The 13,834-nt window shown below is 69.7% G+C and carries 11 protein-coding genes; 3 read left to right on the forward strand and 8 right to left on the reverse strand.

The annotated features are described in order from the left end of the window. Nucleotides 1-62 precede the first annotated feature (62 nt). Nucleotides 63-470: a tautomerase family protein gene (locus K9U41_RS17675; RefSeq protein WP_282642193.1), complete on the reverse strand. Its 408-nt coding sequence runs from the start codon at nucleotides 468-470 to the stop codon at nucleotides 63-65. 96 nt (nucleotides 471-566) lie between these two features. Between K9U41_RS17675 and K9U41_RS17680 the strand changes: the two genes are divergently transcribed. After that, nucleotides 567-1,442, forward strand: a complete 876-nt coding sequence (locus K9U41_RS17680; protein ID WP_282642194.1) for a LysR substrate-binding domain-containing protein — start codon at nucleotides 567-569, stop codon at nucleotides 1,440-1,442. A 99-nt stretch (nucleotides 1,443-1,541) separates the two neighbouring features. After that, nucleotides 1,542-3,026 carry a protein adenylyltransferase SelO gene (locus K9U41_RS17685; RefSeq protein ID WP_282642195.1) on the forward strand — a complete coding sequence of 495 codons (1,485 nt, stop codon included), beginning with the start codon at nucleotides 1,542-1,544 and terminating at the stop codon, nucleotides 3,024-3,026. 276 nt (nucleotides 3,027-3,302) lie between these two features. Here K9U41_RS17685 and groL read toward each other — a convergent pair whose 3' ends face one another. Both groL and groES read right to left on the reverse strand, forming a co-directional pair. Next, nucleotides 3,303-4,949 carry a chaperonin GroEL gene (gene groL, locus K9U41_RS17690; RefSeq protein WP_282642196.1) on the reverse strand — a complete coding sequence of 549 codons (1,647 nt, stop codon included), beginning with the start codon at nucleotides 4,947-4,949 and terminating at the stop codon, nucleotides 3,303-3,305. A 64-nt stretch (nucleotides 4,950-5,013) separates the two neighbouring features. Continuing rightward, on the reverse strand, nucleotides 5,014-5,304 hold the full coding sequence (groES, locus tag K9U41_RS17695) for a co-chaperone GroES (protein ID WP_282642197.1): 291 nt from the start codon (nucleotides 5,302-5,304) through the stop codon (nucleotides 5,014-5,016). 342 nt (nucleotides 5,305-5,646) lie between these two features. On the opposite strand from groES, the gene K9U41_RS17700 reads away from it, so the two are divergent. Then, nucleotides 5,647-6,147 (forward strand): hypothetical protein, encoded by a 501-nt coding sequence (locus K9U41_RS17700; RefSeq protein ID WP_282642203.1) that lies wholly within the window; start codon nucleotides 5,647-5,649, stop codon nucleotides 6,145-6,147. Between the two features lie 82 nt (nucleotides 6,148-6,229). Here the strand turns inward: K9U41_RS17700 and glsA are convergent, their stop codons facing one another. The 5 genes from glsA to K9U41_RS17725 form a co-directional block, all read right to left on the reverse strand. Further along, a complete protein-coding gene (gene glsA, locus K9U41_RS17705; RefSeq protein ID WP_282642198.1) occupies nucleotides 6,230-7,225 on the reverse strand; it encodes a glutaminase A in 996 nt (331 codons plus the stop codon). 132 nt (nucleotides 7,226-7,357) lie between these two features. Further along, nucleotides 7,358-9,163, reverse strand: a complete 1,806-nt coding sequence (gene lepA / locus K9U41_RS17710; protein ID WP_282642199.1) for a translation elongation factor 4 — start codon at nucleotides 9,161-9,163, stop codon at nucleotides 7,358-7,360. A 215-nt stretch (nucleotides 9,164-9,378) separates the two neighbouring features. Further along, on the reverse strand, nucleotides 9,379-11,103 hold the full coding sequence (locus K9U41_RS17715; RefSeq protein WP_282642200.1) for a heme biosynthesis protein HemY: 1,725 nt from the start codon (nucleotides 11,101-11,103) through the stop codon (nucleotides 9,379-9,381). Continuing rightward, on the reverse strand, nucleotides 11,100-12,824 hold the full coding sequence (locus tag K9U41_RS17720) for a hypothetical protein (RefSeq protein ID WP_282642201.1): 1,725 nt from the start codon (nucleotides 12,822-12,824) through the stop codon (nucleotides 11,100-11,102). Before K9U41_RS17720 ends, K9U41_RS17715 begins: the two co-directional genes overlap by 4 nt. Before the next feature lie 111 nt (nucleotides 12,825-12,935). Continuing rightward, a complete protein-coding gene (locus K9U41_RS17725; protein ID WP_282642202.1) occupies nucleotides 12,936-13,634 on the reverse strand; it encodes a uroporphyrinogen-III synthase in 699 nt (232 codons plus the stop codon). Between the last annotated feature and the right edge of the window lie 200 nt (nucleotides 13,635-13,834).

Here is a 13,834-nt window from a genome sequence, read left to right on the forward strand (position 1 = left end):
ACCCTGCCCTCCCCCGCAGGCGGGAGAGGGTTCCCGCCGGACCACGCCCCCGGCACCCGCCCTCACGCCGCCTTCAGCTTCTTCTCCACGTAGCGGCTTTCCTGGGTGCGCCCGCCATAGCCATAGGCGTCGGCCTTCACCTCGCGCACCAGGATGTAGCTCTCCGGATCAAGGTCCGGCAGCAGGCCGCCCATGGCGGCGAACACCGCTTCCAGATAGGCCGCCTTCTCGTCCTTGGTGTTGGTGCCGTCCACCACCAGGATGTCGAGGGCGAAGGACGACGCGTTCTTCGCCGCCAGCGACGCGCCGCCCACGAACCACTGCTCGCGCGGCACGAAAGTGATAGCGACCGCCGTCAGCTTCGGGTCCTTGCGCAGGATGCGGGCGGTGAGGTCGGACAGGGTGGCCGCCACGGTGGCGGCAAGGGCGGCATCCGGCGCGCCGGACAGCTTCACTTCGAGAAGGGGCATGAGGGTCTCCATCGGTTCGATGGCGGCACCCTACGCCGCACCTTCGCATGAGAAAATTTGAATTCTAAAATCCGAGAAATCGGATAAGCTCATATCATGATCCGCAATCTCGATCTCGATCTCCTGCGCAGCTTCGCGGCCGTGGCCGATCTCGGCTCCATCTCGGCCGCCGCGCGCAAGGTGGGGCGCAGCCAGTCGGCGGTGAGCCTGCAGATGGACCGGCTGGCCGAATCCCTCGGCTTCCAGGTGCTGGAACGGCGGGGCCGGGCGGTCTCCCCCACCCCGCGCGGTGCCGCCTTCCTGGAGGATGCCCGCCGCCTCCTCGACCTCAACGACCGGGTGCTCACCCAGCACGTGCATGGCGCCTTCGCCCAGCCGCTGCGGCTCGGCTTTGTGCAGGACGTGGGCGAAGGGGTGATGCAGCGCATCCTCTATCGCCTCGCCGCCAGCTTTCCCCAGGCCCCCATCACGGTGCGCGTGTGCACCACCGTCACCATGCTGGACAAGCTGAAGGCGGAGGACCTCGACATCGCGGTGGGCCTGCGCAACGAGAGCGACCTGCCCACCACCCTGCTGCTGCGCGAGCCCATGGTGTGGATCGCCGCCCGCCACCTGCGCCTCGACCGGGAGGCGCCGGTGCCGCTGGTGCTGTTCGAGAACCCCTGCATCTGCCGCAGCGCCGCCATCTCGGCGCTCAATGCGGCGGGGCGCGCCTTCCGCATCGCCTTCACCAGCCCTAGCCTGCCGGGGCTGATGGCGGCGGTGGGCGCGGGCATCGGCGTCACCGTGCGCTCGCCGCGGGCGCTGAGGCCGGACCTCGCCGTGGTGGCGGACCTCGACCGCGCCAGCCTGCCGGACATGGAATTCGTGCTCTATGGCCGGCCCGGCAGCCGCCCGCCGGCCCTCGCCAAGGTGGAGGAGATCCTGCTGGAGGAGCTGCGCCGCGAGCATCCGCTCTACGCCGTGGCCTGAGACCGGCTGGACATCGCCGGGGGGAGACCCCACCTTTTCCCCATCGTTGACGGCCCGGGGGGTCTGCCCCTTTTCCGCCCCGGGGGAGATTGCCGCGCCATGCCTGCCCCTTTCCCCTTCGACAATTCCTATGCCCGCGACCTGCCGGGCTTCTACGCCCCCGCCACGCCCACGCCGGTGACCGCGCCCGGCCTGGTGAAGGTCAACGCGCCCCTCGCCGAGGAGCTGGGCCTTGACCCCCATGCGCTCGCCACCCCCGAGGCGGTGGAAATGTTCGCCGGCCAGCACGTGCCGGAGGGTGCAGAGCCCATCGCGCTGGCCTATGCCGGGCACCAGTTCGGCCAGTTCACGCCCCAGCTCGGCGACGGGCGGGCCATCCTGCTGGGCGAGGTGGTGGACCGTGCCGGCCGACGCCGCGACATCCAGCTGAAGGGCTCCGGCCCCACGCCCTTCTCCCGCCGTGGCGACGGGCGGGCGGCGCTGGGTCCGGTGCTGCGCGAGTACATCGTCAGCGAGGCCATGGCGGCACTGGGCATCCCCACCACGCGGGCGCTGGCGGCGGTGACCACCGGCGAGCCGGTACTGCGCGACCGGCCGCTGCCGGGCGCCGTGCTGGCGCGGGTGGCGGCGAGCCACATCCGCATCGGCACCTTCCAGTTCTTCGCCGCCCGCAAGGCCACCGACGCGGTGCGCCAGCTGGCCGACTACACCATCGCCCGGCATTATCCGGACCTGAAAGACGCGCCAGAGCCCTATCTGGCGCTGCTGAACGCCGTTATCGGCCGGCAGGCGGCGCTGGTGGCGCGCTGGCTTCAGGTGGGCTTCATCCACGGGGTGATGAACACGGACAACATGTCGGTCTCCGGCGAGACCATCGATTACGGCCCCTGCGCCTTCATGGACGCCTATGATCCGGAAACGGTGTTCTCGTCCATCGACCAGATGGGCCGCTATGCCTATGGCAACCAGCCGGATATCGCCCACTGGAACCTGGCGCGCCTCGCCGAATGCCTGATCCCCCTGTTCGGCGAGGACAAGGAGGCCGCCGTCGCCGCCGCCAACGGCGCGCTGAAGGAATTCCCGGCGCGCTTTAGGGCCGCCTATCACTCCGGCCTCGTGGCCAAGATCGGCCTTGCCGGGCCGGACGGGGTGGCGAGCGAGGAGGACACCGCCCTCGCCCTTGAGCTGCTGTCGGTGATGGCCGCGTCCAAGGCCGATTTCACCCTCACCTTCCGCCGGCTCGGGGCCCTTGCCGCCGACCCGGACGCCGGGGGACCGGTGCGCGACCTGTTCCTCGACCGGGAGGCCTTCGACGCCTGGGCGACGCGCTGGCGGGAACGGCTGGCCTCGACCGGACGCAACGGCGCGGCGACGCGCGCGGCCATGGACCGCGTCAATCCCCTGTTCATCCCGCGCAACCATCTGGTGGAACAGGTGATCGCCGCGGCGAGCGACGGCGACTTCGCGCCCTTCGAGACGCTGAACACCGTGCTGGCGCATCCCTTCGAGGAGCAGCCGGCCTTCGCCGCTTATGCCGGCCTGCCGCCGTCCATGGAAGGCTACCAGACCTTCTGCGGGACGTGAGGGCGCACCGCACAGCGGTGCGTGTCCCGGCCCAGCGACAGCGCAGTTGGAGCGCCGAGCCGGGATCCAGCGCAAAACTCCTGCGCAGCAGGCAATTCCAGATCCCGGCGGTCGAGTTGGAAGCGCCTTCGGCGGTCTCTTGCGCTGGGCCCCGGCTCTCCTTGCGCTGACGCTGCAGTCGGCCGGGGCGCGAAAGCCCGCTGAACGAGCCCGCCAAACGAAAAGGGCGCAGCCGAAGCCGCGCCCTCTCGCAAACTCTGAGACGAACAGACTTCCTCAGAAGTCCATGCCGCCCATGCCACCCATGCCGCCGCCGGGCATGGAGGGGCCGCCGGCGTCACGCTTGGGCAGCTCGGCCACGAGGGCTTCGGTGGTGACGATCAGGGCGGCGATGGAGGCCGCATCCTGCAGGGCGGTGCGCACCACCTTCGCCGGATCGACGATGCCGGCGACGATCATGTCCACATATTCCTCGCTCTGGGCATTGAAGCCAAAGTTCGGATCGTTGGACTCCTGCACCTTGCCCACCACGATGGAGCCTTCCACGCCGGAATTCTCGGCGATCTGGCGGATGGGGGCCTCAAGGGCGCGCAGCACGATCTTGATGCCGGCGGTGATGTCGGGATTGTCCGAAATCACCAGCTCGACCGCCTTCTTGGCGCGCAGCAGGGCCACGCCGCCGCCGGGGACGATGCCTTCTTCCACCGCAGCGCGGGTGGCGTTCAGGGCGTCGTCCACGCGGTCCTTCTTCTCCTTGACTTCCACTTCCGTGGAGCCGCCGACGCGGATCACCGCGACGCCGCCCGCCAGCTTGGCCAGGCGCTCCTGGAGCTTCTCGCGGTCGTAGTCCGAGGAGGTCTCCTCGATCTGCGCCTTGATCTGGTTGACGCGGGCCTCGATGTCGGCCTTCTCGCCGACGCCGTCCACGATGGTGGTCTTCTCCTTTTCGAGAATCACCTTCTTGGCGCGGCCGAGCTGGGCGATCGTCACGTTCTCGAGCTTGATGCCGAGATCTTCCGAGATCACCGTGCCGCCGGTGAGGATGGCGATATCCTCCAGCATGGCCTTGCGGCGATCACCGAAGCCGGGAGCCTTCACGGCAGCGACCTTCAGGCCGCCGCGCAGCTTGTTGACCACGAGGGTGGCCAGCGCCTCGCCTTCCACGTCCTCGGCCACGATGACCAGCGGACGGCCGGTCTGCACCACGGCTTCGAGCACGGGCAGGATCGGCTGGAGGCCGGAGAGCTTCTTCTCGAAGATGAGGAGATAGGGCTCTTCCAGGTCGGCGATCATCTTCTCCGCATTGGTGATGAAATAGGGAGAGAGATAGCCGCGGTCGAACTGCATGCCTTCGACCACTTCGAGCTCGGTCTCGGCGGTCTTGGCTTCCTCGACGGTGATGACGCCTTCATTGCCCACGCGCTGCATGGCGCCGGCGATCATCTCGCCGATGGAGGCATCGCCGTTGGCGGAGATGGTGCCCACCTGCGCCACTTCGGCGGAGGAGGAGACCTTCTTGGCGCGGGCGCGGATGTCGGCGATGGCGGCGGCCACGGCGAGGTCGATGCCGCGCTTCAGGTCCATGGGGTTCATGCCGGCGGCGACCGACTTGGCGCCTTCCTTCACGATGGCCTGGGCCAGCACGGTGGCGGTGGTGGTGCCGTCGCCGGCCAGGTCGTTGGTCTTGGAGGCGACTTCACGCACCAGCTGGGCGCCGAGGTTCTCGAACCGGTCTTCCAGCTCGATCTCCTTGGCGACGGTGACGCCGTCCTTGGTGATGCGGGGGGCGCCGAAGCTCTTCTCGATCACCACGTTGCGGCCCTTGGGGCCGAGGGTGACCTTCACCGCGTTGGCGAGGATATCGACGCCGCGCAGCAGCTTTTCACGGGCTTCGCCGGAGAACTTTACGTCTTTGGCAGCCATTACGGCCTCCTAAATTTTGGGATTATCGGGTGCGTTCAGCCGGCCATCAGCTGGGAGCGACACATCACTTGGCGATGACGCCGAGGATGTCGCTTTCCTTCATGATCAGCAGGTCCTGGCCGTCGATCTTCACTTCGGTGCCCGACCACTTGCCGAACAGCACACGGTCGCCCGCCGCCACGTCGAGGGGAACCAGCTTGCCGGCCTCGTCGCGCGCGCCGGGACCCACCGCGATCACCTCGCCCTCCTGGGGCTTTTCCTTGGCGGTGTCGGGGATGATGATGCCGCCGGCGGTCTTCTGCTCGGCTTCGATGCGCTTGACCACGACACGGTCGTGCAGGGGACGGAAGGACATTGTTTTTAACCTCTCCGAGGGACGCGAGCCTCTGGCCCGCCGGTTCTGGCACTCTCCAGGGTGGAGTGCCAAGCTCGCAGCGGAGATAAGCGGGCCACCCCGCCCCGTCAAGGCGCGCTGCAGCATGAGATCCGGAGGCTGCCCCAAAGCACAGCTAGGAAAGCCGTAACCCGCATGGTCTAGCTTTGCGGCACACTGGCGCCAAACCTTCGCGATTCGCGGGGCGCGGCGGCATCGACGCGGGCGGCGCCAGCCATTATGGTCGGTGCAACCGGCTGGCATGGCGGGCAATCGGATAACGGATCCCAGGCGGCGGGAGGCCTCGGAAATCACATGACGAAGATGTTTGCGGGATCGAAGTCGCATGTGGGCGCGGCGCGGCGCGCCGGTCTTCTGGGCGTTGCCGTAACCGGGCTGGCGCTGACGCTCGCCGGCTGCGTGACCCCCCCCACCGAGCCGCCGCCGCCGGCCCGCCCGCAATATACCAGCCCGATCCCGCCCGACCGCCTGGTCGGCCGCTGGGGCCTCGCCGCCTACCACCGGCCGGACGACGCCACGCGAACCGAGAATCAGGCCCGCGCCCAGTGCTCCAACCCCTACGTCATCACCGCCGGCACCAATGGCGGCGTGATGATGTATCTCGCCGATGACAACAAGCTGACCGAGGTGGTCTCGAAGCAGGTGGCCGGCGGGGCGACCTATATCGGACCTCCCGAAGACCCGGCGGGCGGCGAGCGCGACCGGCAGGTGGTGCGCTTCGACGGCAACGTGCTGGTGCTGAAGTGGCTGGACCCCGAGGTTTCCCGCCGCTACGGCACCATGGTCTACGTGCGCTGCTCCTGAGCCGCCGCGCCTGATCGGCCGGCTTTCCGCCGGCCGTTTTCGGTCTCCACCCGTTTTCCCGCGCGGCCTTGCAGCGGACGGTTCAGCGCCGGTACGCGCTGAGCAGGGACGAGCCGCGGTTGGTGGGGTCGAACACGTGCAGCCCCATTTCCTCGGTGAGGTCGCGGAAGGCGGCGATGCCGCGCACCGAATTGCCCTTGGCATCGAGCCGCGGGGAATAGGTGCCGATGCCCAGTTGCCGGTTCACCACCCCGAGAATGCCGCCGCCCACCCCGCTTTTGGCCGGCACGCCCACGTCGAAGGCCCAGTTGCCGGCAAAATCATACATGCCGCAGGTGAACATCACCGACAGGGTGTTGCGCACCGCCTCCACCGCGAACACGGCGCTGCCGGTGAGCGGATTCTCCCCGATATTGGCCAGCGTCGCCCCCATCACCGCAAGGTCGGTGGCAGTGACGAGGATGGAGCACTGGCGGAAATAAAGATCGACGGCGTCGTCCACATGGGCGCCGAGCGCGCCGGCGCATTTCAGCAGATGGGCGATGCCGCGGTTGCGGTGGCCGGTCTGCGCCTCCGAGCGGAACACGGTCTCGTCCATGGCCAGTCGCCGGCCGGCGGCGGCGGAGAAACGGTCCAGCACCACCTCGAACGCCTCCGCCCCGAACGCCTCGGCGAGCAGGCCGGACACGGTGATGGCCCCGGCATTCACCATGGGGTTGAAGGGCCGGTTGGAGAGCGCATCGAAGACGATGGCGTTGAAGGCATCGCCGGAGGGCTCGACCCCCACATGGGCCAGCACCTTGTCCCGGCCCAGCGCCTCCAGCGCGAGACAATAGGCCAGCGCCTTGGAAATGGACTGGATGGTGAAGGGCACGTCCACGTCGCCCACGCCCACCACCTCGCCGGACACCGATGCCACAGCGATGCCGAAGCGCTCGGGATCGGCCTTGGCCAGTTCGGGAATGTAATCGGCAAGCGTGCCCGAACCATCGTGCCGTGTGCGCTCGAAGCTGTGCTCAAGCACCCCCTGGAGCCCGTAGGCCTGCTCATTCTCCGGGATAGACGGCACGTCCGGCATTCCTTCCCGCCGTTCCGACGAACCGGAACGGCTCCGGATCGGTCTGCACCCTGGGATTTCAAGCAAGAGACGGGCCACCGCCAGCGCGGAGCATGATCGCGTTCAGTCAGACAAGGGTCCGGGTCTGGCGTCCTATTCGTCCATCTTCAGCGCGGCGATGAAGGCCTCCTGCGGGATCTCCACCTTGCCGAACTGACGCATCTTCTTCTTGCCTTCCTTCTGCTTGTCCAGGAGCTTGCGCTTGCGGGAGATGTCGCCGCCATAGCACTTGGCGGTCACGTCCTTGCGCAGCGCCTTGATGGTTTCGCGGGCGATGATCTTGGCGCCGATGGCCGCCTGGATCGGGATGTTGAACAGATGCTGGGGGATCAGGTCCTTCAGCTTCTCGCACATCACCCGGCCGCGCGCATCGGCGCGCGCGCGATGCACCAGCATGGACAGGGCATCCACCGGCTCGGCATTCACCAGAATGGACATCTTCACCAGGTCGCCGGGGCGGTATTCGGTGATCTGGTAGTCGAAGGAGGCGTAGCCCTTGGAGATGGATTTGAGCCGGTCGTAGAAGTCAAACACCACCTCGTTGAGGGGCAGGTCGTAGGTCACCATGGCCCGCGCGCCCACATAGGTGAGCTCGATCTGGCTGCCGCGCCGGTCCTGGCACAGCTTCAGCACGGAGCCGAGATAATCGTCCGGCGTCAGGATGGTGGCGCGGATCCAGGGCTCCCGGATCTCCTCGATCTTCACCACGTCCGGCATGTCCGCCGGATTGTGCAGGTCGATCACCGAGCCATCGGTCATCTGGATCTCGTAGATGACCGAGGGGGCGGTGGCGATGAGGTCGAGGTTGAACTCGCGTTCCAGCCGCTCCTGGATGATTTCGAGGTGCAGCAGCCCGAGGAAGCCGCAGCGGAAGCCGAAGCCCAGCGCCGCCGAGGTTTCCATCTCATAGGAGAAGCTGGCGTCGTTGAGGCGCAGCTTGCCCATGGCGGCCCGCAGATCCTCGAACTGCGCCGCATCCACCGGGAACAGGCCGCAGAACACCACCGGCTGCGCCGGCTTGAAGCCCGGCAGCATGTCGGCGCAGGGGCGCTTTTCCTCGGTGATGGTGTCGCCGACGCGGGTGTCCGCCACTTCCTTGATGGAGCCGGTGAGGAAGCCGATTTCGCCGGGGCCAAGCTCGGCCATGGCCACCATCTTGGGGGTGAACACGCCCACGCGGTCCACGTCGTTCACGGCGCCGGAGCCCAGCATCTTGATGCGCTGGCCCTTCTTCAGCACGCCGTCGATGATGCGCACCAGCACCACCACGCCGAGGTAGGTATCGTACCAAGAATCCACCAGCAGCGCCTTCAGCGGCGCGGCGCGGTCGCCCATGGGCGGCGGCAGGCGGGTGACGATGGCTTCCAGCACCTGGTCCACGTTGAGGCCGGTCTTGGCGGAAATGCCGATGGCATTGGAGGCGTCGAGGCCGATCACGTCCTCGATCTGCGCCTTCACCTTCTCCGGCTCGGCGGCGGGCAGGTCGATCTTGTTGAGGACGGGAACGATGTCGTGGTTGTTGTCGATGGCCTGGTAGACATTGGCCAGCGTCTGCGCCTCCACGCCCTGGGAGGCGTCCACCACCAGCAGCGAGCCCTCCACGGCGGCCAGCGACCGGTTCACCTCATAGGCGAAGTCCACGTGCCCGGGAGTGTCGATCAGGTTGAGGATATAGGTCTCGCCGTCCTGCGCCTTGTAGGACAGGCGCACGGTCTGGGCCTTGATGGTGATGCCGCGCTCGCGCTCGATGTCCATGCTGTCGAGCACCTGATCCGTCATCTCCCGCTCGGTGAGACCGCCGGTGATCTGGATCAGGCGGTCGGCGAGGGTCGATTTCCCATGATCGATGTGGGCGACGATGGAGAAGTTGCGAATGTTCTTCTGGGCGGTGGCGGTCATCCGCGCCGCATAGCATCGGCGCGGGTTCGCCACAAGGCGGCAGCGCCGGCGCGGGGGCCAACGGGGCGGGATTGAGAGGCGCAACGAGACCCGCCCGGGCGGGCAGCGATGCAGGTCCCGCCGGGCCACGGCGATGATCATCGCGGCGGGGGGCGCACCGCCGTTCCTTGGCAGATGCGCCCGCCCGTCTCAGCAGGATCGGGCTGAACCGGCCCTCACAGCCCCATCAGCCGGCGCTTCTTGCCGGAGGTGTCCGGCTCGTCCGGGGTTTCCCCGTCCGGTCCCGGATCGTCGGGCAGGGGCGGCAAAGCGACGATGGGGGCGGGCCGCGACGGCTTCCCCCGCCCGTTCGCCGCGACGGGGGGCATGGATGCCAGCTCCGGGGAAACCGGCGCGGGTGCGGGCTTGGACGATGCGGGCTTGGACGGGGGCGGCGGAGCGACGACCACCGCCGGTTCCGGCTCCGGCACCGGTTCGACCACCGGCTCCGGCTTCGGCTCCTCCTTGGGGGGCGCCAGCGCGGCGGCTTCCGCCTCGGCGGCGGCAACAAGGGCCGCAGCTTCGGCGGCGGCGACGGCGGCCTTGGCCTCCTCGCTGGCGCGGACGGCGGCGATGGCCGCCTTCACCCGCTCGGCCTCATGCTCCAGGATCGGGGTGGCGGAGACGCCCGGGGGCACCTCCCACACGAAGGCATCGAGCTTTCCGGACACCGGCGACAGCGCCGCCCAGGCATCGGACACCACGCCGTCGGCGATCCAGGCCGGGTCGCGATGGGCCCGCACGGCGCGCGCGGTCCATTCGCGGGCCTTGCCGATATCGGCATGTTCGGCGGCTTCAAGTTCGGCCATGAGCAGGCAGACGCGCTGGCTCGGCTCGGCCAGCAGCGGCTCCAGCACCAGGCGGGCCTGCCGGAACTCCTGCGCGTCGATGGCGGCGCGCGACAGGGCGATGGCGCTCTCGCGGTGGCTGGGCGCCCGGTTCACCAGGGTGCGGATGCGCTTCAGGCGATCCTGCGCCGCGTCGCCGGGCCGCAGATAGGCCTCCACGTCCGCCAGCTCGGGATGGGGATTGGTGGCGAAGGCGGTTTCCACCACCTTGGCCGCCTTGCGCAGCTCGCCGGCGGCGCCCAGCAGGCGGCCGGCGCAGGCGGCGGCGGGCACCAGGGTGGGGGCGAGGCGCACCGCCTCCACCGCCTTCTCCCGCGCCACCAGCGGATCGGAGTGCTCCAGAGCGATGGCCTCGGCGGCCAGCAGCACCGCCTTGCGGCGGCGGTACTGGGCCTTGTCGATGCCCTTGAGGGCCATCTGGCGCTCCAGCACGCCCCGCGCGCCGGCATAGTCGCCGGCGGCGCAGCGCGCCTCGATCACCGCATCCGCGGCCCAGCCGAGGGTCGGCGCGGCGGAGGCGGCCTCCTCGGCGATGGCGTAGGCCGCCACCTTGTCCCCCGCCTTGCGCGCTTCCATGTGCAGGCCGCGCAGGCCGAGCAGGCGGGTCTCCGGCTTGTCCACCATGGCGCGGAAGGCGGCCACGGCCACCTCGTGCTTGCCATCGAGCTGCGCCGCCTGGGCGGTGAGCAGGTGGGTCAGCGGCTCGTGGGGCAAGAGGCGGGCGGCATCGTGCCGGGCCTGGCGCACGGCGGCATTGTCGCCGATGCCCACCGCGAGCAGGCCGCGGGTCACCGCGTTCCAGCCCTTCTCGCGCCGGCGGCGGCGGGAGAAGGCGGCGATGATTTTCGGCGAGCGCACCAGCAGGGACAGGATGCGCCACAGGATCAGGATGAGGCCGGCGACGACGGCGATCACCGCCAGCGCCACGGGCACGGTAGTGCCATAAGACACGCCTTCCCACACCACCGTCACCTCGCCGGGCCGGTCGGCCAGCCAGGAGACGCCGAAGGTGATGGCGACGAGCAGGAGCAGGAATAGGACGAGGCGGATCACGGCACCTTCCTCGAAATGGCGGCGAGCTGCTGCTGATAGAGCGTCCCGGCGACACGCACGGCAGCGGTGCGCGCCTCGATCTCGCGGATCACGGCAAGGCGGGCCTGAACCGGGTCCGGCAGCTTCTTCAGCGTGATGAGGGCATCATCCAGCTGGCCGGCCTTCACCTGACCGACGGCGGTGGCGATGAGGCCTTCCAGATCCACCGAGCCGGGACCTGAGACCGGACGCACCTTCACCAGGCTCTCGGCAGAGGCCAGGAGCCGGTCCACCAGCGAGGCGGAGGATTCGGCCGGCGCGGGCGCGGGCCGCTCGGCGGCGATGGCGGCGGCGCCCTGCTGCGCCAGCGTGGCGGCGAGCTTGGCCGGCGCCGCATAGCCCTCCGCCGCGGCGGCGGCGAACGGGTCGAGCTGGCCGGCGGCTGGCCCCAGCGTGGTGCGGGCGGCACCCAGCTCCGCCGCGAACGGCCGGCCGGAGACCACCGCATCGCGGAAGGTGGACAGCACCACCAGGCCGGCGGCGGCGCGGTTGAAGGCGGTGGCGGCGGCGGTCGCCTCCTCGATCTGCGCCTTCAGCGCATCGAGGCGCGGGCCGACCGCCTCCACCTTGGGGGTGAGGGACTGGGCGAGGGCCTGAACCTGCGCCTGCGCCTGGGCGCCGGCCTGCTGCGCGCCGGCCGTGGCGGCGGCCACCGCCGTATGGAGGTTGCTCTCCACCGTGCGCAGGGCCTCGATGTCGCGGCGGGCGGCGGCGAGCGCGTCCCGCGTCGCGTCGCTGCTCGCCTTCAGGTCATCCACCGTTTTCAACAGCGTCGGCGGCACGGCGGGCGCGGGGGCCTGAACCTGGGCGGCTGCGCCGGCAGGGGCCGGGGCGGACTTCAGCGCCGCCACCGTGGCGTCCAGCGACTTCAGGGTCGCCTCGCTGCGCTCCAGCCGCTCGGACAAGGCGGCAATGGCGCGCGGATCGAAGGCCGGGCGGGCCTCAAGGGCGGCGATGCGGGTCTGCAGCGGCGTGAGGTTCACCACCGGGGCCGGCTCCACCACGGGAGCGGGCGGCGGGAAGAATTGCGGAAGCGCATACCAAAGGCCACCGGCCACGGCACCGCCGCCGATGAGGCCGGCAATCAGCCCGGCAAACACCGCACCGCCGCCCGAACGCGCCGGAGCGGGGGGAACAGGCGCGGTGGCCTTGGCGGCACCGGCATTGGCGGGCGCGGCCGATTCGCCGGGGGCGGATGCAGCAGCCTCGGCCGGCTTCGATCCCGCCGGCTTGGCGTCTGCGGGCTTGGCGTCGGAAGGCTTGGCATCAGACGGCTTGGCGTCCGACAGCTTCGGCCCGGTCGCCGGGGCGCTGGAAGCGCTGGTGACGGCCGGTTTGGTGTCCACCGGTCTGGTGTCGGCGGGCTTGGTCTCGGCAGGCTGGGCTCCGGCCGGTTTGGGCTCGACCGGCATGGACGGAGCCGGCCTGGCTTCGACCGGCCTGGCTTCGCCCGGCTTCGCGTCGCCCGGCTTGGTGTCGTCTCCGGCGGCCTTCGGGTCGGTGCCGGGCTGCGGGGCGCCGGCGCCCTGGGCCGGAATGCTCTTTGCGCCAGGGTCCTGGGCTGCGGCCGGACCGGTGGCGCCCGAGGCGGTCGCGACCTCCTCGGCCTTCAGGTCCAGCGTGGGCGGGGTGCGGGACGGGCGGGACGCGAAGCCCTCCGCCTTCGGATCGTCGCTCGCCATCGGCGTCTCTCGTGCCTCCATCGTGAGTTCGGATCCGCTGTACCGGTTCCGGATAAACCGCCCCGCGTCGCGCCGCAACAGCCCCGCTGCGCAAGCTCATGTCACAGTGCATCACAGCAGGGCGAGAAGCGCGTCCTCGTTGGGCACCGTGGCCACCTCCACCTTCAGCCCGGCCGTCACGAACGGCTCGGCCACCTGCTCCGACAGGCACAGTTGGCGCACTTCAATCAACCGATCGTTAAGGCCGGCAGCGGCAACGCATTTGAGCAGGGTCTTCACCGTTCGCTGGGACAAGTGCAAAGCTGCCGTCACGGTTCCGCTGGCCAGCGCGGCGCGCGCCTCCTCCGACAAGGCGTCGGCCGGCTGGGCGGCATAGACGATGGCCAGCTCCAGCGTGATGCCCGGCGCCGCCAGCAGCGCCTGGAGATCCGCCGCCCGGTCCTCGCCCGCCGGATTCAGCACCCGCGCACCGGCAGGCAGCGCCCCGGCGATGCGCCCGGCGAGGGCCGAGGCGTCCCCGTCGCAGTCGGTGACGTTGGCAAAGCCGATGGCGCGCGCCTCCTTCGAGGTACGCGGGCCGACGGCGAAGGCCGGCAGGTGGAAGAAGGCTGGCCCCTGCGGATGGACCGCGAACGCCTTCACCCCGTTGATGGAGGTGAAGGCCACCGCATCGAATGGCCCCTCCGGCAGCGTCGGCGTGGTGGGCGCGATGCGCAGCATGGGGTCCACCGTCACCGCGTGGCCGAGCTTGCGCAGGCGCTCGGCGGTCTGGGCGGCGGCAGGCTCCGGACGGGTGACGAGAATATGCATGGCGGCCTTCTGAAAAAGACGTGTCCGGGCTTGAAAAGAACCGTCAATGAACTCTGCGCCAGGCGTGGGTTCGAAAGAATTCAGTCCGCGCCGGTGTTGCGGCTTGTACTGCGCCGGCGTCGTTCACCTCTTCACGCGGGCGCCCTCTCCCCTACTCGGGGTGGCGCCCCCTCTCCCGCTTGCGGGGGAGGGCTGGGGAG

Origin of the sequence: Xanthobacter autotrophicus (assembly GCF_029991245.1) — a bacterium.
In the GTDB taxonomy this organism is placed as follows: domain Bacteria; phylum Pseudomonadota; class Alphaproteobacteria; order Rhizobiales; family Xanthobacteraceae; genus Xanthobacter; species Xanthobacter autotrophicus_C.

What these genes read in the sequence shown, in the direction of transcription:
- K9U41_RS17675 (WP_282642193.1), bottom strand. Translation starts at nt 470, where the DNA reads ATGCCCCTTCTCGAAGTGAAGCTGTCCGGCGCGCCGGATGCCGCCCTT.
- K9U41_RS17680 (WP_282642194.1), top strand. Translation starts at nt 567, where the DNA reads ATGATCCGCAATCTCGATCTCGATCTCCTGCGCAGCTTCGCGGCCGTG.
- K9U41_RS17685 (WP_282642195.1), top strand. Translation starts at nt 1,542, where the DNA reads ATGCCTGCCCCTTTCCCCTTCGACAATTCCTATGCCCGCGACCTGCCG.
- groL (WP_282642196.1), bottom strand. Translation starts at nt 4,949, where the DNA reads ATGGCTGCCAAAGACGTAAAGTTCTCCGGCGAAGCCCGTGAAAAGCTG.
- groES (WP_282642197.1), bottom strand. Translation starts at nt 5,304, where the DNA reads ATGTCCTTCCGTCCCCTGCACGACCGTGTCGTGGTCAAGCGCATCGAA.
- K9U41_RS17700 (WP_282642203.1), top strand. Translation starts at nt 5,647, where the DNA reads ATGTTTGCGGGATCGAAGTCGCATGTGGGCGCGGCGCGGCGCGCCGGT.
- glsA (WP_282642198.1), bottom strand. Translation starts at nt 7,225, where the DNA reads ATGCCGGACGTGCCGTCTATCCCGGAGAATGAGCAGGCCTACGGGCTC.
- lepA (WP_282642199.1), bottom strand. Translation starts at nt 9,163, where the DNA reads ATGACCGCCACCGCCCAGAAGAACATTCGCAACTTCTCCATCGTCGCC.
- K9U41_RS17720 (WP_282642201.1), bottom strand. Translation starts at nt 12,824, where the DNA reads ATGGCGAGCGACGATCCGAAGGCGGAGGGCTTCGCGTCCCGCCCGTCC.
- K9U41_RS17725 (WP_282642202.1), bottom strand. Translation starts at nt 13,634, where the DNA reads ATGCATATTCTCGTCACCCGTCCGGAGCCTGCCGCCGCCCAGACCGCC.